Origin of the sequence: Bacteriovorax sp. BSW11_IV (assembly GCF_000447755.1) — a bacterium.
Taxonomy (GTDB): Bacteria; Bdellovibrionota; Bacteriovoracia; order Bacteriovoracales; family Bacteriovoracaceae; genus BSW11-IV.
Genome location: NZ_AUNE01000009.1, coordinates 34,553 through 56,497, shown reverse-complemented (window position 1 = coordinate 56,497; position 21,945 = coordinate 34,553). Strand labels below are relative to the sequence as shown.

The 21,945-nt window shown below is 36.6% G+C and carries 20 protein-coding genes, 1 tRNA gene and 1 riboswitch; of the genes, 6 read left to right on the top strand and 15 right to left on the bottom strand.

Annotated features, from left to right (window positions below; all coding sequences use genetic code 11):
• Positions 1-6 precede the first annotated feature (6 nt).
• The 3 genes from M899_RS02670 to M899_RS02660 form a co-directional block, all read right to left on the bottom strand.
• Positions 7-1,833 carry a DEAD/DEAH box helicase gene (locus M899_RS02670; RefSeq protein WP_021269824.1) on the bottom strand — a complete coding sequence of 609 codons (1,827 nt, stop codon included), beginning with the start codon at positions 1,831-1,833 and terminating at the stop codon, positions 7-9.
• Positions 1,834-1,962: 129 nt separating this feature from the next.
• Positions 1,963-3,138: a tetratricopeptide repeat protein gene (locus M899_RS02665; RefSeq protein WP_021269898.1), complete on the bottom strand. Its 1,176-nt coding sequence runs from the start codon at positions 3,136-3,138 to the stop codon at positions 1,963-1,965.
• Between the two features lie 69 nt (positions 3,139-3,207).
• Positions 3,208-3,597: an acyl-CoA thioesterase gene (locus M899_RS02660; RefSeq protein ID WP_021269884.1), complete on the bottom strand. Its 390-nt coding sequence runs from the start codon at positions 3,595-3,597 to the stop codon at positions 3,208-3,210.
• A gap of 28 nt (positions 3,598-3,625) precedes the next feature.
• Positions 3,626-4,102: riboswitch (cobalamin riboswitch) on the bottom strand.
• 192 nt (positions 4,103-4,294) lie between these two features.
• Here M899_RS02660 and M899_RS02655 point away from each other — a divergent pair.
• The gene (locus tag M899_RS02655; RefSeq protein WP_021269859.1) at positions 4,295-5,362 is read left to right on the top strand and encodes a hypothetical protein; all 1,068 of its coding nucleotides are present in this window, start codon (positions 4,295-4,297) and stop codon (positions 5,360-5,362) included.
• Between the two features lie 2 nt (positions 5,363-5,364).
• On the opposite strand, the gene M899_RS02650 is transcribed toward M899_RS02655, so the two are convergent.
• The 12 genes from M899_RS02650 to M899_RS02600 form a co-directional block, all read right to left on the bottom strand.
• Positions 5,365-6,141, bottom strand: a complete 777-nt coding sequence (locus M899_RS02650; protein WP_021269860.1) for a DUF4423 domain-containing protein — start codon at positions 6,139-6,141, stop codon at positions 5,365-5,367.
• 2 nt (positions 6,142-6,143) lie between these two features.
• Entirely contained in the window at positions 6,144-6,281 is a 138-nt protein-coding gene (locus M899_RS18300) for a hypothetical protein (RefSeq protein WP_021269901.1), read from the bottom strand.
• A gap of 78 nt (positions 6,282-6,359) precedes the next feature.
• Complete coding sequence (locus M899_RS02645) at positions 6,360-6,626, bottom strand: hypothetical protein (protein WP_021269914.1); 267 nt, start codon at positions 6,624-6,626, stop codon at positions 6,360-6,362.
• A 151-nt stretch (positions 6,627-6,777) separates the two neighbouring features.
• Positions 6,778-7,074: a hypothetical protein gene (locus M899_RS02640; RefSeq protein WP_021269858.1), complete on the bottom strand. Its 297-nt coding sequence runs from the start codon at positions 7,072-7,074 to the stop codon at positions 6,778-6,780.
• A gap of 212 nt (positions 7,075-7,286) precedes the next feature.
• Positions 7,287-7,369: transfer RNA gene (locus tag M899_RS02635), tRNA-Leu, on the bottom strand.
• A gap of 98 nt (positions 7,370-7,467) precedes the next feature.
• Positions 7,468-9,921 (bottom strand): hypothetical protein, encoded by a 2,454-nt coding sequence (locus tag M899_RS02630; protein WP_021269916.1) that lies wholly within the window; start codon positions 9,919-9,921, stop codon positions 7,468-7,470.
• Positions 9,922-9,926: 5 nt separating this feature from the next.
• The gene (locus M899_RS02625; protein WP_021269905.1) at positions 9,927-10,826 is read right to left on the bottom strand and encodes a hypothetical protein; all 900 of its coding nucleotides are present in this window, start codon (positions 10,824-10,826) and stop codon (positions 9,927-9,929) included.
• Between the two features lie 171 nt (positions 10,827-10,997).
• Complete coding sequence (locus M899_RS02620) at positions 10,998-11,897, bottom strand: ABC transporter permease (RefSeq protein WP_021269849.1); 900 nt, start codon at positions 11,895-11,897, stop codon at positions 10,998-11,000.
• Between the two features lie 10 nt (positions 11,898-11,907).
• Positions 11,908-12,849: an ABC transporter permease gene (locus M899_RS02615; RefSeq protein ID WP_021269853.1), complete on the bottom strand. Its 942-nt coding sequence runs from the start codon at positions 12,847-12,849 to the stop codon at positions 11,908-11,910.
• Positions 12,850-12,888: 39 nt separating this feature from the next.
• Positions 12,889-14,658 carry an ABC transporter substrate-binding protein gene (locus M899_RS02610; protein WP_021269923.1) on the bottom strand — a complete coding sequence of 590 codons (1,770 nt, stop codon included), beginning with the start codon at positions 14,656-14,658 and terminating at the stop codon, positions 12,889-12,891.
• Positions 14,659-14,772: 114 nt separating this feature from the next.
• Entirely contained in the window at positions 14,773-15,333 is a 561-nt protein-coding gene (locus M899_RS02605; RefSeq protein WP_155897047.1) for a hypothetical protein, read from the bottom strand.
• 50 nt (positions 15,334-15,383) lie between these two features.
• Positions 15,384-17,228: a tetratricopeptide repeat protein gene (locus M899_RS02600; protein ID WP_021269880.1), complete on the bottom strand. Its 1,845-nt coding sequence runs from the start codon at positions 17,226-17,228 to the stop codon at positions 15,384-15,386.
• A 500-nt stretch (positions 17,229-17,728) separates the two neighbouring features.
• Here M899_RS02600 and M899_RS02595 point away from each other — a divergent pair, with 500 nt between their 5' ends.
• Genes M899_RS02595 through M899_RS02575 form a run of 5 tightly spaced genes read left to right on the top strand, consistent with a single transcriptional unit; the run spans position 17,729 to position 21,945 of the window.
• Entirely contained in the window at positions 17,729-18,115 is a 387-nt protein-coding gene (locus M899_RS02595; RefSeq protein ID WP_021269877.1) for a polyhydroxyalkanoate synthesis regulator DNA-binding domain-containing protein, read from the top strand.
• Positions 18,116-18,156: 41 nt separating this feature from the next.
• A complete protein-coding gene (locus tag M899_RS02590) occupies positions 18,157-18,828 on the top strand; it encodes an outer membrane beta-barrel protein (protein ID WP_021269907.1) in 672 nt (223 codons plus the stop codon).
• Positions 18,829-18,843: 15 nt separating this feature from the next.
• Complete coding sequence (locus M899_RS02585; RefSeq protein WP_021269917.1) at positions 18,844-19,647, top strand: ArsA-related P-loop ATPase; 804 nt, start codon at positions 18,844-18,846, stop codon at positions 19,645-19,647.
• A complete protein-coding gene (locus tag M899_RS02580) occupies positions 19,644-20,702 on the top strand; it encodes an ArsA family ATPase (RefSeq protein ID WP_021269832.1) in 1,059 nt (352 codons plus the stop codon). The genes M899_RS02585 and M899_RS02580 overlap by 4 nt, the downstream gene beginning before the upstream one ends.
• Positions 20,703-20,724: 22 nt before the next feature.
• Entirely contained in the window at positions 20,725-21,945 is a 1,221-nt protein-coding gene (locus tag M899_RS02575) for a glutamate--cysteine ligase (protein ID WP_021269850.1), read from the top strand.

Sequence of the window (21,945 nt, the reverse complement as noted above, 5' to 3'; positions counted from 1 at the left end):
ATTTTATTAGTCTCTACTTCCGCCTCTAAATCCAGAGCGTGGTTTTCTGCCTTGACCATTTCCATGGAAATCGCCACCGCTTCTTCTACCACCGCCACCGTTTCCAAATGAGCGACCTCCACGGCCTCCACCTGAACGAGGTCTTCCACCATGTCCACCACCGAAGTCTTGCTCTCCGTTTTTAGTAACTTCGAAACGAACTTCTCTATTATTTACGAACATATTTCTAGAGTTAAGAAATTGATCTTGATAATGAGTTGGAACTTCAATGAATGAAAATCTTTCTTTTAAACTTACGTTTCTGATCTTTCTTTCTTCGATTCTCATATTTGTAGAGATTTGACCTAGTAGACCCTTAAGAGTTACGCCGTCATTTCTACCGATATTTACAAAGAAGCGAACATGATCGCGAAGAGGCTCAACTGCACCTCTTCTTTCTCCACCCATTGAACCTGATCTTTCATTTCGTTGACCACGCTCTTTCATACGAGCATCAATGTTTGGTTTTTCGTCAAGTTTTTGCATACTATCTTTGAAAATGTATGTGTACATAACTTTTAAAATTTGCTCAGTATCTAAGTGATCAAACTCATCTTTAAACACGTCAAATGATTTATCAACAGTGTCATTTCCTTCAAGATTCTCAAGAACCTCTTCGAATTTAGATAGTGATCTTCTTACTATAGCATCTTTAATTAGTTCAACGTTAGGAATCTTCTCAGCGAAGATTTGTGCCTTAGTCATTCTTTCAACTTGTCTTAATTTATAAAGCTCACTTGGCTCAACAATAGACATTGCCACACCTTTTTGTCCCGCGCGTCCTGTTCTACCAATACGGTGAACATAACTCTCTAGGTCTTGTGGTAGACCGTAGTTAATAACGTGAGTAAGGTGATCTACGTCAATACCTCTTGCTGCAACATCTGTACAAACAAGAAGCTTAACTGTTTTTTCTTTGAATTTCTTCATCGTCATATCACGGTGTCTTTGATCCATATCTCCGTGAAGTGAGTCAGTTGGGAATCCTCTCATGTTTAGTTCATCAGTAAGATTCTTAGCATCAATTTTTGTTCTACAGAAAATGATACCGTAGTAGTCTTCAAGAGAATCAAGAATTCTACATACCGCTTCATTCATATCTCTATAGCCAACTACATAATACTTTTGAGTAATGTTCTCATTACTTAATGTACTCTTTTTGATCTTGATTACTTCTGGTTCTTTTAGATAATTTTTAATTAGATCTAAAATTGCAGGAGGCATCGTCGCAGAGAACATCCAAGTGTTCTTTTGCTCACAAGTTACATTAGAAAGAATTGTCTTAACGTCATCGATGAAACCCATGTCTAGCATTTCATCTGCTTCATCTAGTACAGCAATTTTAGCGTTGTTAAGATCAAGAACCTTTCTGCTAATTAAATCGAGAACACGCCCAGGTGTTCCGATAATAACTTGTGGTCTTTGTTTTTTGATCGTACGGATTTGTCCATCAATTGAAGTACCACCATAAACAGAAGTGATACGAACGCGTGCGTGAACTGAGAACTTTCTCATTTCTTCACAAATTTGGTTGGCCAATTCCCTAGTAGGACTTAAGACAATGGCCTGAATATTTTTATTTTCAACGTCAATCTTATTTAAAAGAGGAAGAGAAAAAGCGGCCGTTTTACCAGTACCCGTTTGGGCCTGGCCGACGAAGTCAACGTCGTTTAACGCAAGCATTGGTACAGCTGCGGCCTGAATTTCAGTTGGTGTCGTAAATCCACGATCTTCGATAGCAGTTAATAAAGTTTCTTTCAGAGGAAAATCTGAAAATGAGATCGTTTGTTCCATAATAAATTTAATCCTAGTCAATGTTTCGAATTTCTTAGTACTTAATACGCTGTTCCATATGAATTTACTAGGGGTTTTGAAATATTTATAAAAAAACCCTCACATCGTGAGGGTTTATTTATTGATGGGCTATTGGGAAATTAGGGACTTAAGACGACTCAACTCTTTTTGTTCATCACTCGGTATGTCAGTACCGGCCGATCCCGAGAAACCACTAACTATAATTTCTTCATATTTCTTAAAGCACTTCTTGGCGTATGGGTGTTTCGGATAGCGCTCCACACACTCTTTAAGGTAAAGCTCACCAAGAGAGTAAAAGAAATTAAAGTGCAATCTCTCCTCCGCAATTCCTAACCAGTAGAGTGCGTGAGGTGCTTCTTTTGAATTTGGTCTAAAGTTTAAAAACTTAGTTAACACACCTGACATGGCAAGAAGTTTCATATCTTCAGCACCACTTCCAAGTCCTTCTTCGTCTAAACCATTAAGATATTTTTTTTCAAATCTTAAAAGCTCTTCTGCATTTGAGACATTCCAAGGTGTATATACTTTTTGTAGATCTTTAATCTGCGCCTTCCATGAAGTGAAATCATCACGCACAAGTGGTGGTAAAAGCCTATCGCTTGCATACTTATCAATATAAGCAAGTGCCTGCTCTGGCTTGTAACTAATTTTTATATTGATAGTCACTAGTCTTTGTAATGCTTTTTTGTATGTTTCAAAGTTTATTGGTGTCGCCATTTTCTTTTTCAAATCAATGGCCTTAACTTCAGCAAGCACTCTCTCGTAATAACGAGCACTAGAAGTGAAGTCTCTTAGTAGAAATAAGAATTCTGCATATTCAAAATCACTTTGGAATGAATCGCGTCTCACCGCTTTTAAAGAAACAGAAAAACGAGAAGAGTTTTGACTATCAAGTTGAGTGTGACAACTCATACAAAGACCACTTAAGGCCTGAAGTCTGTTGTGGGCAAAACCTTTATGAGGAGAATTAAATGCTTCTTTTGTTGCGATTAAATATGAGCTAATTGTTTCAAATGAAGGTTTGAAACCCGGTGCATTTAATTTCGCATTGTGAGAACCTGATTTAAATACATCGATAATATTCTGAAGTTGAACATTGATATATTCATCATGTTTTTTATCATAGAACTTATTTGGGTCATGAATAAATGGTTGTAAATTTACAAACGAACCAAGTGCTTTATTCATCACCTCTTTCGTCGTTTTGGCTTCTGGCCCAGTCATGGCCATTGAAAAATTTGATACTGACAAAAACGCAAGAAATGCCAAAATCTGGATTTTCATATTCTCTCCTTAAAATAACTTGGTTTATTTTAACTGAGAAAGAACACAAAAACCCAGATAAAAATCATATTAATCGATTTTTAATTTTTCAGGATTTTTATTTTCATCAATGGCCACGAAAGTGAACGCCCCTTTAACGGCAAGATCTCTTTCGTGTGAATACATATTCTCAACAAACATTTCGACAGAGATTTTCAAACTTGTCGTTCCCACATGTGAAACCTTCCCAACAAGTTCTATAATTGTTCCAGCAGGAATTGGTTTTTTAAAGCTTACTGAGTCTGATGAAACTGTCACCATTTTTTGACGAGAAAATCTTGTGGCCGTGATGAAAGCGACTTCATCCATCCAATTTAAGGCCTGACCACCATAGAGAGTATCGTAATGGTTTGTTGTGTTAGGGAAAACGGCCTTAGTAATTACCGTTCTCGATTTTTCAATTTGTGCCTCTAAAGACATGGGAAACTCCTTTACCTCGAAGGTGCTTGATTAATATTCTACCAGAGGCAGGTCTTCGGGCTTGCGGCGCGGACAAAATGCAAAGCATTTTGACGGCCGCTTTACCGTCACGAATTGCAGTAGCGATAGCGCCTGCAATACGTGGGCGGCTCGGCCGTCTCACACTTCAAAACTTTATGACAACAGCTTTACCGTCACCATTGCAGTAGCGATAGCGCCTGCAATACGTGGGCGGCTCGGCCGTCTCACACTTCAAAACTTTATGACAACAGCTTTACCGTCACCATTGCAGTAGCGATAGCGCCTGCAATTCGTGGGCGGCTCGGCCGTCTCACACTTCAAAACTTTTAAAGCTTTACTCATTTTTTCCACCTACTCCCCAACTTCCCAATCTCAATGATCAGTGTCTTGCGGGTTTCGTTCCACATACCGCTGCGGGACAGCTTCCGATTCACACGGAATTCCCTTTTGAGCTTTTTACGGCACCTCTGGCTTTATGGCGCGATGATACTCACAAAGTTGGCTATTGAATATCTTCATTTTTACAGATGTTAAATATTTAGACATCACCATTTCAGATGTAGAAGACCTATCCTATTGATTTCAGACTATAAATCGGTTCATTTTTGTAATGACTTGTTGAAACGGGCCTTCTTTTTTCAAAGTAGAGTGGCACATGTCTTGCGAGGGATAATATATGTTTAAAATGATTTTACTTGTCACCATTCTAGGATTTTCTACTAAGGCCTCACTTGGCCTTAGTACAGAAATGAAGGCCTATTGTTCAACTCATTCTGAATTTTCAGGATATATGAGAAAAACATTTTTTGAGGACAATTACTGCCATAGAATGTTTCCTAATTCAGTTAAAGAATCTCTATCAGAGAACTTTGATGTTCCTGCTTCAGCAATTGACCTCAATATTGAATCAACAGTTCATATTGCAAAAAATAAAACACAGTGGCACAGTAAAATTCTAAACTCCTCTGTTCAAGATATCACACTTTCAGACGAGGAAATTTTAGCAGCAGCAGACTGGGATATCATTTTAGAGTTTAACAAAATGGCTCATGAAATTGTTCAGACTTCTAAGTCTAATAATTTTATCAAAGATTTTTATTCTCGATCACTTCCAAGAAATACTAAGAAGAAAATTACTTCTTTGATTACGCAAATGAATTCATTCTTTAAGTCTACCAGCTTTACTATGACATATGGGCTTGGGGCCATTTCTGATTTTCATCCTTTATTCACTGAACTTCTTTTAGAGATGTTTTATCATCTTCATGATTCAAGTAGTTCATTGAGTAATATGAAAGGTGGATGGTTGAAAATGCCAAATGATGATACATCCAAGGCCCAAGTTACGCTTGAGCTTGTAAATCGCTTTTTATATACACGTAATGACTCATTTTCTAATGTGGTCTTGAAGGATGTCTCTGAACATCAACTTGAAAAAACTCTTCAATTCACAAATATTGGAATTATGCTTATGTTCACAAGCTCGAGCAACTGTTTAGCATGGGGTTTTAAACCAGCATCTCACCGACAATTGCTACAATTTCTATTTTCCAAGTATGCAAACTTCGAGGGACAAGATTTATATCAAAGAATTGTAATGAATAATAAATCAGCGTGTGGAGACACCGCTCTTTATATTGATGGGATTGGATATCCTCAATCACCATATTTTGGGAAATATCCAGAAGTCATTCAAGAAAAGGTGAACTTTTTCAAGAAAAACTTAAAAAAATATTCACCTTAGTCTTATTTTGTAAGTGGATAGTACTGGATAGCGAGTTGATAAACTTCTTCAGCGTTACTCTCTGTTTCTAAGCAAGCTTCCATTTCTTTTCTAAAATTTCTAATAAGAGTTTTAGCTTTCTCAAAACTCTCTTTTTTCACAGAAATAGTTAGAGAAGAAATGTGTCTTCTATCAACTGTTTCGTTAATGATTTTATCTTTGATAAGATCCATCTCTTCAAGATGAGCTTTCTTCAAAGCAGTACTTGCAACATCTTCTGATGTTTTAATATTTGAATAAACTGGACGATAGCGAGAACCATCATGCTCCAGAAGATTTAGAGTGACTAAGCGATTAAAAACTTCTGAACCTCTTTCAAGAGAAATTCCTAATCTATTCGATATCCAATTCGCAGAAGGCTCAAAATCAGAAAGATTTGTTAAACTAAGAACAGCAAAGTACTCCCACTCTGAAATGATATCAAAGTAGTCTTCCCCTTCAATAGTATGGGCCTTCTCTAAAACGATATTATGAGTCTTCTTTGTCACATGACTTAGAAGAGATCTCATAAACGCCTGGCTTTTGTCTGTATCAAGCTTGAGTTTAACAATAAAACTATCGGCCTTACTTAAAGGTAATGCTCTTTTATTGGCCAAAATAGATGATAAGCTTGATGGATCAATACTGAGATTTTTCGCAAATGCTCTCAGTGAATATGCAGGATTCTTTGTTTTTCTTTCCTCAAATTCACTTTTGATAATTTGAATATACTCAATATTTGAATCAACGTGAGCGCTCATTATTAAACGCTCCCGTTTCCTTTTGTTCCACCGTCGTTATTTGAAGAAACTGTAACAGATGGCTTCAAAGTTGTTGCGATGGTTTGAACCAAAGTTAGGCCAAGTACGATGAATACTGACACTTTTAATAAATTTTTCATATTCTTTCTCCTGTGTTGTGAATCGTTTATTTAGTCCAAGGCCCGATTCAAGTCCACGGGCCCTATAGAATCTATAGACTAGATGCCGTAACAGCAAAGAAGATCGATCTGATGTCCACCATTTAACACACACTTATGTGGGTCAACAGACACTTCACAGTACTCAGCTTCAACTGATTTTTTAATTGATTTAGATGATTTGGCGATACAACAAGTTTCATATTCTGGCTCGTAATGACCATTTAAAATTTCACACGTCTCCTCTGCCATTGGTAAACATAGGTCATACGCCATAGTGTTAACACTTGTTAAAAGAACGAGTGAAACGAGTAAAGACTTCATCATTTAATTCTCCTGTAGGTTTGTGTTTGCGAAAAATACAAATGTGCCACAGGCATCGTCAATAATTTGAAAATATGAATGGATCGAAACAGTGGCAGGATTGCCACGCCAAAAGATAAACCCACCTCTCACAAGAAATGGGCCCTAGCCAATATTATAAATCTGAAAATTTAGTATTTCCGTAAAACTGAGCACATTCTCTAACTAAAACCTCTTCTTGAAATTGAGCTTGAGCTTCTGAATGTGAAAGTGAGCCATTATCTACATCTTGCATAAGGACTTCATGTTTTAAACTAGCAAGAGATGAAAGAACGTCAATCGCAGAATCGTTTAAACCAAACTCAATTCCACTAGCTTTTGCTTCAAAAACAAACTGGTCACATACAAAGGCATTAACATTACTGATACAAATAAATGCAAGCATTGAAACGCTCAAAAGTGACTTCCTCATACCTACTCCTTTCCATATTTTAGTTCAAATAAAATATCGCCCACTCATTAATGTAAGTATCTAACTAAGCCTAATACATTTTAAATCTCAATAAATTTTTATGAACTCTGTAAAATTCACAGAATCTCAATTGAAAGTTAATTTGAAAATGAATGATTAAAAAAGAAGGGCCTGAAAACAAAAAAGCCAGACTATAAAGTCTGGCTTTTTTATGGTGCCCAGGAGAGGACTCGAACCTCCACGCGCGAGCACTAGATCCTAAGTCTAGCGTGTCTACCAATTTCACCACCTGGGCATATACTGTGTGAAGTGTTTAGCGTGGGATCATTTTTAATTGATTAGAGATGGAATTGCAAGAAAAAAAATTAAAAAAAACAGCATATCAAATTTTATTTAGGCAGCGTTCTTTTCATACTTACTTAACTTTCTTTCAAGCTCTGTTATACGCAATTTCATCGCATTAGACTCTGTTTTGAGCTTATGGAGCTCTTTCTTTCTATCGGCAAGGTCAGTATTAACCTTATCGTACATTTGCTTCATACGATCGTGCTTTGTCTCCATCTGCTTTAGAGCAGTATTGGACTGTCCACCACCAGAAGCAGGGCCTCCTCCTTGGGCGCGTTGAAGCTTTTTCTCAAGATCCTTTAACTTACCATTTAAGAACTTATTCTTCTGTTCAATCTGTTTATACTTAAGCTCAAGGGCCTTATTTTCTTCATCACTGGCCTTCAATTTTTCAATCATTTCATTATTGGCCTTCTCCATTTCTTGTGGGGAAGTCTTATTTAATTCTTCAAGCTTACCTGCAAGAGCAGATATATTTTGATCTTTTTCACGAATCTCATTTCGAAGTTCGTTAATCTGTTCAGAATACTCTTTATCTTGGATTTTAACGGTCTCATATTTTTGGTTAAGAACTTCATATCTTTCTTCAGTAAGTTTCAATTTTAATGAAAGGTCACTGCTCTCATTTTGAGCTTGATTACCATCTCCAACAGATTTTTTAAGTTTCGAAGTTAATTCAGAAACTTGCTCCTCTAAGAACTTTACCTTCTCATCATAGTTTTCATTCAGTTGAGACATGCTTTGCTTTAATGACTCTATATGTGAATCTTTCTTCTTCACTTCTTCGGCCAATACTCTAACTTCATTTGGCAAAGGTTGATTTACAGTTTTATCAGCACCAATCTCTTTAGCGATACCTGAAGCGATAGTTCCGGCCTCAATTTTTCGCCTCATACTGTCTACAAGATTGCGCATGCGTTTAATTTGTTTATTGCGATTTTCAATTTCTGATTTTAATTTATCGTTCTCTAACTTTAGTAGATTTGGATTGTATCCACTATTGTCAAAAGCTGAAGTTCTTTCGTCATGGTGAGATTGTCGATATTCTTCACAAGTTAAACTTAATAAGTCTTTAACAAGTGCATTCGACTCACTTTTTGGAATATCAAAATTTAAAGAAATGATATCTGATATTCCTTCCTTGGCCTCACTTAGTGACTTACCTTCAAAAAGGGACTTTTTATCAATAATTTCTTTTACAATATCATCTTTTTTAATTCGCCAAACATCTTCTTTGATAACATCAGCAGAATTTTTTATAACGACATCGCTTTCTTCAGGAGCAAGCCAAGCTCTTATTTTTTGGGAAAGGTCTGGTTTTTCGACAGAACCTCGGACGCGAATAATCTCATCGGCCTCATCATGCGAGAGACCTTTTATTTTTTGAACAAAGTCATCTAAGACCTCATTGGCCGGTATTTTTTGAATTTCATCTTCAGAAGCTAACATTGAGTCTTTGCCCGAATTAACGAAAGCAATAACTTCGTTTAAATCATCATCTGATAACGATTTTACTTTTTGAAGCGCTGGGTATTCTTCAAGATATCCTTTCACTCTCATGATATCGAGTTCTTCATCACTCTTTTTCCCGCGAATAAATTCTGCAACTCGATCAAGTTTTACTTTTTCCCCAATTCTTGCCGTACTTATTTTTTCGTTCTCAAATCCAAAGACATTTTCAGAAGTATTTTCAGTAGGAACAAATTTCAACTCACTTGAATTTGTTCCAACAGATCTTTGATACTCAAGCTTATTAAAATCTTTAAATTGACTCATGAAAAAAGATGGCGCCATTTCATCTTTTAACCAGATTGAACAAAAGACTAACTTACTTCCACTTTCCAATGTGTAAACATCTAAGACATTAGAGAGATTCATCATCTCATTGAAAATCGTTCCGATTCTTTTGTCGTTTCTAATATCTGTAGTATCCATATTTTGAATAGTAATATGGGATTGAATTATAAAGAGTTCATTACTCGACATAAAATCAACTTCTAGCGGATACATGGCGATAGAAGCATTTTTTAAAATTTCAATGCATTCAATTTGTTTAAAGAAGTAATTTCTTAACTTAAAAGAATTAAATTCATTATGAATTGCTTCACTAGCGAGGACATCAGTATAATGACCAAATGATTTTGAATCACTGAGTTTAAACGTGAAGTTTTTGACATCGCCGCCAATTCCTGCTCTATCAAGACTCAAGCTACTGGACACTCCAAGATATCTTTTTAAAAGTATTACACCCATTGAGTAGTTTAATAGAGCTGGCGACATTAATGAGTGATTTTTCTTCTTAAAGACATCATCCCTTTGAATAGTATCACTTAAACAAAGTACTTGTTTGTCATCTATATCTAAAGTTTTATCAGTAATAATAACTTGGGCGCTTTCGAGAGAAACAATTTCCAATGACAGCTCTTGCAATAGCCCTAAAAGAACCTCTGGCGCTTCCTGTTCAAAATCTAAGTGAATGTGCTGTATCTTTTGCTCATTCAATATGATTATGCTCCTACTGCAGTCTGAAGATTAAAGTTACTATAAATAGTCATTTCTAATTTTTTATCTAATTTCATATGGCCAACAAGCCCCATAAGATAACCACGTCCATCATCATAGTCATAACTTGGTGTTCTTATTTTTAATGAGTGATGAAGACTACAATATAGTCTTTCAGTATCATTCATTTCATCACCATTAATTCCAGTTGCTCCACTTCCATCAATTTTTTCATAGTGTTTTTTCAAAAGTGTAGAAAAGAATGGAAAAGAAAAGACATCAATAACTTTATCTTTAACTACCTTTTCCACAAACTCTGCAGGATACTTTCCAGCTATTCCCGCCTCTAATTCTTGAATGAAATTTGTATTCAAATGATTCGTCACAAGTTCGTGTTCATAATAAAGAGCAAGATTGAAGGCCTCTTTCATGAAGGAATATGAGAGATGCCCTATGAGAATTGAATAGACGACATTCATCGTTCCCAAAAGAAGTGAGCGTTGAAAAATAATTTCACTTTTAAATTTTAAATTTACTGGAAATGAATTGCCTTTATCGAAGAAAGTCTCAACACAGGCCATCACCATTGGAAGAAGACTGACATCGTTTTTCCCGTACCAGTAATCATTGCTAATGAGAGATATAAACTTCGAATAAGTTTCAATTCTTTCTTTTTCAAAATGAGCATTATTAAATTCTTGGAACAATTGAAGGAAATTTTCGTACAAGGCCACATCGAAGAAAGACTCTATTTTTATTTCTGGATATTTTTTTAAAGATGATAAATCGACAACTCCACCAACAGGGAGAACGCAGACTTGCTTGCCACTTTTTTTAAGCCAATAAATATTCACTGGAGATATTAGAAAGTTCTCTAAATCTTCCAATCTTTCAATTTTGTTCAATACTCTTTCCTTCCAAGATTATTGCTCCACAAAACTTATCGGCATATTTACGATTATTTTTATTTCGATATGAGTAAAATCTATTACCGTGAAACACTTTATTCCCGACAAAAAAACTTTACTATTTACGAGTACAGACAAAAAAAAGGACCCGAATGGGTCCTTTATAAATTAAGATTTTCCTTTAAGCTTCGGATCAAGCGCATCTCTAAGAGCGTCTCCTAGCAAGTTAAAGGCAAGAACGACAACAAACATTGCAAGCGAAGCTGCGGCCAACTGCCACCAAACACCTCTAGCAAGCTCAAGCTTTGCATCGTCGATCATTGTTCCCCAGCTTGGTCTTCCCTGTACTCCAAGACCTAAATAAGAAAGAATTACTTCAGATTTAATGGCCGTTTGGAAAAGTAATGAAAACTGGATGATTACAATATGAAACACATTTGGAAGAATATGCTTGATCATTTTTCTCGAGTGTCCACCACCAATAGCAGTCGCTGCCTGAACATACTCTCTTTCTTTGTGACGAATAACTTCAGCACGGATAAGACGACAAAGGTTTACCCAAGTCGTAAGACCTAGCGCCATATAAACGGCAACCAAACCACGTCCCATGATGAAAGTAATCGCAACAAGAAGCATGATATTTGGAATTGATGAGAACATTGTATAGAACCAAACAATGAAGTCATCCACTTTTCCACCAAAGTAACCAGCAACACCACCAAGGGCAACACCAATTACAACAGCGACAATAGCAGTTACAAATCCAACAGACATTGCAACTTCAGTTCCTTTAATTGTTTTTAAAAGAACAGAGCGGCCAAAGATATCAGTACCAAAAATATGAGCGGCACTTGGAGCTTCATATGAAGCACCAACTTCTTGAGACCAATCAGCAGCGATTACGCCAGTAACAGTTAGAATGGCAACAATTGCATAAATAGAAACAATAACCATAGAAATAAGTGCGATTTTGTCACTTACCAAGCTTTCCCAAGCGTGATTCCATAGTGACTTCGACTGACTATGACTTTCTTTCGAAACTAATTTTTCAGCTACAGCTACAGACATTTGATTCTCCTTACTTCAAGCTTACTCGTGGATCAACAACAGTGTAGAGAACATCTGTAATGATCGAGAAGATAATATAAGCTACGGCCGTTAAAACTGTCATGGCCTTGATGACGGGAAGATCCGAAGCGTAAACTGCAGAGATCGTGATCCCTCCAAGTCCTGGAATCGAGAAGAAACTCTCCAATAGTAGAGCCCCTAGAATAAGGAATGGAAGCTGAATAATAACGTATGTGATGATTGGAATCATCGCATTTTTAAGAACGTGTTTGAAAAGAATTGTCGTTTCACTCAATCCTTTAGCACGAGCTGTTCTTACATAGTCTTGGTAAATTTCATCTAGCATGATTGTTCTAAAGAAACGTACGTCAGGACCAATTGTTAAGAATACCCAAATAAGAACAGGTAGAATGATATAAGGAATGAAATATGGAAACCCTGATTCATAACCAGAAATTTCAAACCAACTCATCTTATAAGCAAAGAACCATTGTCCAAAAAGGATATAAGCAAGTGATGGGATACTCATTAAAGCAACACAAAGAATTACTGTCCCCTTATCTAGAAGCTTTCCACGATAGAAAGAAACGACAAGAGAGATAATAATTGCAAACACTGTTGAGATCATGAATCCAGGAATTGTTAACGTCATTGAAGGTACTGCACCTTGCTTCATCATATCCCAAATATCTTGCTTAGTTTGCCATGAACGACCGAAATCGAATGTGAAGGCAGACTTCACGATATCGAGATATTGAAGAAAGTATGGCTTATTAAGCCCAAGTTCATTACGAACTTCTTCAATTTGTTTTACAGTCGCATGTTTACCAAGAATGATACTCGCTGGATCTGGCGAGAAAACATTAAACAGCAAAAAGATAAGAAAACACACCCCAAGTAAAACTGGGATCGTGTAAATTAATTTTCTAAGAACGTATAACCAAGTATTCACAATTTTTCACCTTTAGTGAGTGTATAAGAGACCGAGGTCCTAGAGTTTATCTAGGTCCTCAGCTTTTTTAGTTAGATCTACGTCAAGGTACATAGCTTGACCAGCATCGAAGTCTGTAGAAACGTAGTTCTTTAACCATCCGTGCTTCATTGTGTATTTTTGTCTATGAACACCGTAAATAATAGGTACTTCTTCAGAGGCCATTCTATTTAGTTTTTCATAGATCGCAGTTCTTTCAGGAGTATCTTGCATTAAAGATGCTTTCTTAAACAATTCATTGAATTGTGGATTGTTGAATCCTGAACCGTTAGCACCTGGTGATCTATTTGGTCCATAAAGAAGTTGTAGGAAGTTTTCTGCATCTGGATAATCTGCTCCCCATGCAATCCCCCACATCTGAACTTGTCTCTTATCAATTTTCTTTTGAAGTTCTGGCCAAGTATTTTGGATAACTTTTACCTTAATACCGATATCTGCCATGTTCTTCATGAAGAACTCACCTTGCTGACGAGAAACTGTTGAGTTTGGACAGTCGTAAGTGATTTCTGGAAGACCTTTACCATCAGCAAATCCAGCTTCAGCAAGAAGTGACTTTGCTTTTTCTAGATCTCTTTCTCTAAATGGCGAAACATAGTTTGGCATGTTACCAGCGATTCCTGGAGGAACGATTGATTGTGCCGACATCGCAGTGTTGTTATAGAAAAGCTTATTTGATGTCTTGCTATCGTAAGCAAGGGCCATCGCTTGTCTAAGTTTCTTATTCTTGAACAGGTCCATATCGTGATTGAAAGCAACATAAGTTACGTCAAGTTGTGGACTAATAAGAAGTGAGATTCCTTTTTTAGCAAGTGTATCAGCAAGACCATTGTCAGGAGTTACAGCTGAATCAAAGTTATCTTTAGGAATTGAAATAAAATCTAAATTCCCTTTTTGGAAGTTCAACCATCTCGGTTGATCTTCTTTCATAATATTAACTACTAGCTTTTCAACAAGTGGAAGATCTTTTCCTGCGTTTTCTTTTGCAATTGAAGCAAATTCTTCAGAGTGCTCAGATGGGAAAGTTTTCTTTCTGAATGTTGGGTTCTTTGTATAAGTAAGTCTTTTTTCTTGTGTAAACACAGGAAGAACAAATGGACCTGTTCCCACAGGGTGATTCAAAAACTCTTTTCCATAAAACTCTACTACTTCTTTAGCAACTGCAAATGTAAATGGCATAGCTAAAGAGTATAAGAATTGTGGAAATGGCTTAGAAAGTTTGAATTGAAGAGTATAACGATCAAGGGCCTTTAAACCTTCAATAGTTTCACTATAATCAACAACGTCTTCTTTAGAATACTTATCACGCCATTCATTTAAACCAGCAATTTTACCATCGATCATCCACCATCCAAGACCTTGAAGTTTTGGATCAGCAAGTCTTTTGATTGAATAAACGAAATCTTCTGCAACAAGCTCACGACCTTTTCCGTTTGGGAAGGCCTTATCGTCTTGAAAGAAAACTCCAGCTTTGATTTTGAATGTGTAAGTCAAACCATCAGCAGATACTTCAGGCATACTTTCAGCAAGATTTGGAGCAAGAGTATATGGTCTTTTCAGATATTCATACTCTAGTAGACCTTCATAAACGCGAGCAACTTCATTACTTGAATAAAGATCGTTAGCGTAAATTGGATCCATACCTTTAACTTCAGAAGCAACAACTAGATTGAGAACTTTCTCATCTAAATTTTGCTTTTTAGTACAAGCCGCAAACGATACTAGCATCGATGCTACCAACGTCAGCTTACCAAAAACTTTTAGTTTACCCATAATTCTTTCCTCGATTGTTAAGTCCACTAATGACAAGTTCGAATTCTATATAAAAATTCCCATTATTTTTCTACTGTTATTGAGAATGGTTCGGAAACATCGCGAAATATTACCTTAAAGACAATTGGATGTAAAAAGTTCTAAGGAAATAATAGGAGTTTTTTCGCTCTGCATGGCTAGATATTTTATGGTTGTTTTATAAGATTTGCCGTCTTTTAGCTGCGCCATATCTAAAACTAGACTCTTATCACCTAAAATTCTTGTTAAACTAATTTTCTTATCATCTTGCACATAGTCAAAAACGGCCTTCTCAACAACACACTGCCCAACGCCATTTATAGTATCACAATATTTATTCGCATTATTAATGGCGCGCATTACATATGATAGGTTTTGTAAAAAGAAAGCGGCCTCTCTTTTTTGTTTCCTGCCAGAGCCGGCCATGGAATTTATAAAACTCCCTTTTACTGCATTTGAATTTTCTAGAGATATTTCAATGTCCTCTTCACCATGTAGTGGAAAGTAAACACTCATGCCCCAGCTTTTTTTCTCTTCTAGAAAGTATGTCTCATACGAGAAAAGCTGCGTGCTTTTATTGTAAGTCACACGGCCTTTACCTTCTTGTTCAGGGCAAAAATATGAAAGCCCCTCTTGTGTTGAGAGGGGCTTTTTCAATGGATTAGTTGTACAAGATATTAACGTTAGAGCAAAAAATGCTGAGAGAATTAACGTACGGAAGCAGGCATTCTCATTGTTTCGAGAACTTCTAATTCCTTGATAACTTCTGCTTTTTCTGAATCTTCTTTGCAAATCTTCAATGCCTCAACGTAAAGTGATTTCGCCTTTGCATAGTTTTTCATTTCTTTATACACCATGGCAAGGTGTTTCGTGATCACTGGATCATCTTTAACAAGCTCTTTAGCTTTTTTGATTTCACTATAAGCTTTTTTCAAATTTCCAGTCTTAAAGTAGTACCAACCAAGAGAGTCACGAATGTAACCATCGTCCGGCTTCAATTCAACAGCTTTTGAAATATAAGCAAATGCTTTGTCCAACTCAATACCACGCTCTAACAATGAGTATCCTAAAAAGTTAAGTGCGTGTGGATTGTTTGGATTAACACTCAATACACTTTCAATGACTGAACGTGCTTTTAAGAATTGATTATTCTTTTCATAAAGCGCAGCAAGATAATAATCGTGGCCTTCACTATATTGCTCTTTACCACGAACTGCTTCTACCGTAGCTATCGCCTTATCAAGCTTGCTTACGTTCTCATAAAAACCTGCAAGAACTAAATTCATTTCAACATTTAGTTCTGATTTTTCCTTTGATCTTTCTTTTACATAATCTTGTAGTCTATTAAAGCTAACTTGACTGCCTACATGATGATCCTTCATTGCTAAGATATTTAAGATATGGGCAACTTGAAGGCTACTTTCAACAAATAATGGGCTTGAAGATTCAATTTTATTGAAAAACTCTACTGCGGATTCATACTTACCTGTTTGTTGGTAAAGCGATCCTAAGTAATAAAGTACTTTATCTGAGTTTGGTACTGCGTCTAGGATTTCTTTAAATACTCCAATGGCCTCATCATATTTCTTCACATCTGTATAAAGAACTCCAAGTCTGACCTTTAGATTCAAGTCACTCGGATCGACACTTGAAAGTCTTTCAGCGAACGGAATAACTTCAGTGATTCTTCCACGGTCAAACAAAAAATTCACATAGCGGCTTAAGACACTATAGCTACTCGGATTTTTATCTAGAAAGTCTCTATAGAGTTTATCAACTTTCTTATAATCACCTTTTTCTTCATAATAGATACCTAGAGCGTTTACAGCTTGATAATACTCTGGATCAATTTTAAGGGCCTCTTTAAAAAATAATGCTGCTTGGTGAAAGTTCTTTTCCGTTACAGCAATCTTTCCTTTGTAATAAGAAAAGATGGCATTTTTCTGACCTTTTTCACATTTATTTAAAAGTGAAACGGCCTTTTTATACTCTTTTCTCAGTGCAAGAGACTTAGAGAGAAAAACACATGCTTCTTCATTTGATGGCTCATATACAAGAATTTCTTTATAAATTTTTTGTGCGGAGTTCGCATCATCTAGCGCTGTAGCAACACCAGCTAAAATTAGAGAGATCGTGGTGTCTTTCGGAAGGTCTTTGTGCAGTTTTTCAAGAATGATATTTGCTTCATTCAATTGCCCAGAGCGTATAAGTTCGACAGCATATTTCTTGGCAACATATGAATCATTGGGCTTAAGATCGTAAACAAATTTCAAGATGTAGGCCGCGGCCTTAGAATCCCCTCTCAGTCCCGCATCTGCGGCCTTGATAAAAAGATCACTCGCTAGAAATTGAACGGCCTGTTCACCCTTAGCGGTAGCATCGCGCACAAGCTGATCCATTCTTTCAGTAATCGCCCTCTCGGTATTTTGCGCTGTAACTTCGTCAACAACATTAGCTTGTTCCTTCTTTTCTATCTGAGCACAGCTATAAAGCACACTCACAAGGACAGATAAAACTAAGAGGTTGCACTGATTTCGTTTTTTAATTTGCATCGAATTCCCTTTGCCTAAGATGGCCTATCTCTCTATTCGGGCAAAAGAAACTTTAACTTAGAATTAATTTAGTGATTGGACTAAATTACCCGACTACACTGCTCACCTTCTATTCTAACATCGAACAGCAAAAGAAAGTTTTTTTCGTAACGCGACGGCTAAATAGTTGATTTTAACGTAATTTTTCCACAAATAATGCACTGTAAGAAAAAAGACTCCATTTCGCCTTGACAGTATATTTTCAAAACTGTTAATCATTGGTGCGCCAGACAAACGGACCAAACAAACTCTCTTTGCTTCTCAAAGGAGTGTAGATAACCCCATGAAATTATGGAACATTCTATAAAATAGGACCCGCTTGCTTGTGTATTTGAAAAATATTCAATAAGACTTTTCGACGCTGCACACAAATGCTATGAGTTCAGCTGGGGAAGTTAGGTTGAAAAACTTAAATTATATAAATTCGTTTTAGGCAAAATCTTTCGACATAGGGGAAGGAAATGAACGACGTAAGAATTATCAAAAGATACCAAAACCGTAAGCTTTATGACACTCACCAAAGCTGTTATGTAACTCTTGAAGAGATTGCACAAATCATTAGAGAAGGTCATGAAATCCAAGTAATTGACAACAAAACTAAGAATGACATTACTTACATGACTCAAATTCAACTTCTTTTTGATCAAGAGAAAAAATCAACTAAAGCTGGTGATGTAGAACTTCTTAAGAGAGTTATCCGTTCTGAAGAAGGAACTTTCACAGGTTACATCAGAACTCTTGAAGGTGTTGAAGCTCCAGAAGCTACTGAAGCTACAAATACATTCAATACTTTCTCTCTAAACGCTGAATTGAACTCTGCTGTTGAAACACCAAGCACTTTGAACTAATATTATTTTAAATAATATTGGAACAAAGTTGAGTGTTTTAAATGATAAAAAAAGCAAATTTCGTTTTAAAGCATATTGTAACGCCTGCTGCAATCTTACTAGCAGGCGTTTCTTTTGCTAAGCCTACCATTAAAAGTCTAACTTCAAGCGATACTGCCAAAAAAGTTGAAAATGAAGTTGATGATGTAAAATCAAATCCAAATAGAACTATTCCAGGTGCACTAAAAGTACACTCAGTTGGTATTGGTCTTGGCCAAACTTTTTTAACAGGTGACTTTGAGGACAATGGTGATGACAAAATCACATGGGATCTTTTTTATAGTTATAGCGCAAGCTACTCTTTTGATTTTATCGCCAATGCCCACTACTCAAAACATAAGTACAAAGGAAGAAGTGTAACTCTTTCAAGTGCCAACTTTGGTATTAAAGGAAAAGTTTATCAAATGGATTCATTTTCACCATTTGTTCAAGCTGGACTTGGTTTTTACCAACCTAAAATGAGAAGAATTCAAGCGGATGTCTTAACGGACTCTGAATCAAAGGTAGTTTTCGGATACCACATTGGTGCAGGTATTGATCTAGACCTTAATTCAAGATTCAAAGTAGGTGTTCTAGCAACACTTCACAACCCGTTTGACGTAGATCAAGAAAATCAAGAAAAAGTCGAAGGAGCTTACCATAAGCTTATGATGACTTGTTTCTATAAGTTTTAATCTGACCTAAGTTCAATGCTTGGTCAAAAACGAATCTACATTTTCACTGGCAAGGGTGGGGTTGGAAAAACGACTCTTTCTCTTGCCCTGACTAAGCATCTTGCTGATTCTGGAAAAAAAGTTCTCTTTTGTGAATTTGATCAACAATCAGTAAAACCACTCGCTCAAAAACTTAATATCCCCTACTTAAATCTTGAAATAAATTCTTCTGCTGAAGAGTATGTTGGTAATAAGCTTGGCTCTAAAACAGTCGCGCACTGGATTATGAAGACGCCGTTTTTTTCGGCCCTTTTTAAAATGGTTCCAGGTCTTGCGAATATGATTTTACTTGGTCACATGATTGATATGCTTTTACATGATGAAGATTTAACTATTGTTTTGGACTCTCCTTCCAGTGGGCATGCATTAACAATGCTTGAGTCGCCATTCAATTTTAAAGAAATGTTTGGAAGCGGTATTATTGTAAATGATATTGAAAGAATGGAGAAATTCATCAAAAAAGAAGATGGCTTTCTTATTTCAGTAATTTCACTACCAAGCTTAATGGCCGTTACAGAGGCCAAGGAACTACAATCCGGCATCACAAAACTTGGTTATAAAAACACACAAGTTATTGCCAATGATCTATATGGTCTTACTAGCGACATAAAGGACAATTTCAACGCGCTTCCTGAATTTATGAAGATGAAAATTGACCTTGAAAAAGAAGTCATAAAAAATCTCGATACGACGACTTCAATGGAAGTCGCCCATATTTTTGATAATGAAATGGAAAATGTAGTTAATGTTTTGGCCCCTATTATGGGAGGCAAAATATGAACTTTATGCCTTCAAATAAAAGTATCGAAATTTTCTGTGGAACAGGAGGTGTTGGTAAAACAACGCTTGCGACTTCGCGCGCGGCCTTTCTTGCAGAAAATGGAAAAAAGGTTCTTCTCGTTACAATTGATCCCGCACGTAGACTCAAGCAAATTCTCCACCTCACTGAAGAAGATGCTGGAGATGTTAAACTGATCGATCTAAAAACGATTCATCCTGAGTTCGGTGATGGGCAGTTTAGCGCTCTTTTAATGAATCCCTCTCGCACTTTACGAAGGTTGGGAGAGCTTTCAAACACGACAAAAGAATTAGAAAATAAGATCATAAAGATTCTGAGCCGTCCTCATGGTGGAATGAATGAAATTTTGGCGACAATTGAAGTTCAATTTCAATTAGAGAGCAAGCAATATGATACCATTGTCTTGGACACTCCTCCGGGTAAACATTTTCTTGATTTCCTTGAAGCCTCGGGAAAAATTAAAAACTTCTTCGATGCAAGTTTTATAGAAATTTTCAAATATCTTGGAAAAAATTTTGAATCCACTCCTTCAAAAGCAAAGAAAATAATGGGCCTAATTGTTTCTTCTGGTGTCAAAAAGTTATTAAGTTACCTTGAGAAAGTTACAGGTCCTGATTTTGTTCACCTTTTTGTAGATGCTATTGTCGCCCTTTACAAAAATAAAGAATACTTTCTTAAGGCACTGGCCTTCCAACAAGGCCTTTCACAAAGACAAACTTCAAATTGGATTCTTGTAACTTCAGCAGAACAGAGTAAAGTCCATGAAGCTGAAGAATTACAACACTCCGCAAAATCCTTTTTGCATGACGACAACTTCCTTGCTGTAAATAAGTGCCTCGAAGAGTACCTAAATCAATGGAATACTAACGAGAATGTCACACTTTCCAACGTTAAGGTCACTATGCTGGAGAGAGAAAATAGGTTAAAACTTATGGCGAAGAGAAATTTTAAAAATTCACTCTTTTTTCCAGAAGTCTTGGGCCCAACTCCAGAAGAACACGTCCTTACTCTATCACGTGCTTGGAGCAAAAATTAGGCCCTTTTAAAAAGGGGAAGTCATGACGACTAATTATAAGATTCAAACAAAAGATGAGCTCGATCAATTCGTTTGCTGCAACTGGAACGATATCAATTCATATATTGATGAGAAAATGAAGACGCTTCCACGTCCACTTTATTCATCTGTTGATGTTCGCGAAAGTAAAGTAAAGTATGCACCAGTAGACCACAATATTTATCCAGCGGGTTTTAATAATATCTGCCTACTCGATTTAGATGCGGCCACAAATGAATTTCGAAAAGTAATTCCTCGCTATGCACCTGATGCAAAAGTTGTGGGGATTATTCCTGAGTCACATACGAAAAATACTTTCTATCTAGACAATATTGCGATCCTTGGAAAAGCGATCCGCGATGCTGGATTTGAAGTTCAGTTCCTATCTTTCGATGAATCACTTTTTACAGAAGAGACTCTAAATCTTGTCAGTTTCTCAGGCTATGACCTTGAAATTCACAAAGCAAAAATTATTGATGGCTCTATCTGTGCAGGTGAACATAAGACGGATTTCGTGGTCCTAAACAACGATCAGTCTAATCCAATCGGATTGGATTGGAACAATATTAAAACACCCATCCACCCAAGCCCTAAAATTGGCTGGTTTGCCCGCCAGAAAGTTATGCACTTTGAATTCTATCACAATGTCGTCAATGATTTTTGTGAACATTTCAGCGTAAATCCTGACCTTTTAGAAGCAAGGTTTAATAAAGTTGAAGACGTTGATTTCTCTGAAAAAGTAGGAATTGAGAAAATTGCTGCTTCAGTAGATGATCTCTTAAAAGATCTTCCAGAGGGTACGAACGCATTTGTTAAGGCTTCCCAAGGAACTTATGGTATGGGTATTAGTGTTGTGAATTCTGGCGCCGAGGTATTGGCCATGAATCGAAAAGATCGCAACAAAATGGATATTGGAAAAAATAAGATTAAGTTTACAACAATTCTGGTTCAAGAAGGTGTTGAAACGATCTTAAAATATGATGATATGCCTTCCGAGGTAACGATTTATCTTGTGGATGGTAAGAGCGTTGGTGGCTTTATGCGCGCCAACTCTGAAAGGGACAGCAAGGCCAACCTCAACAGTAAAGGGATGGTCTTTAAGAAGTTTTGTATTAGTGAGATTCGTCAAAACCAAGATCACAAATGCAAAGAGGCTGTCTACTCACTTGTTGCAAGATTATCGACATTAGCAAGTTGTTACGAAATTAAAGAATTTGATAAATAG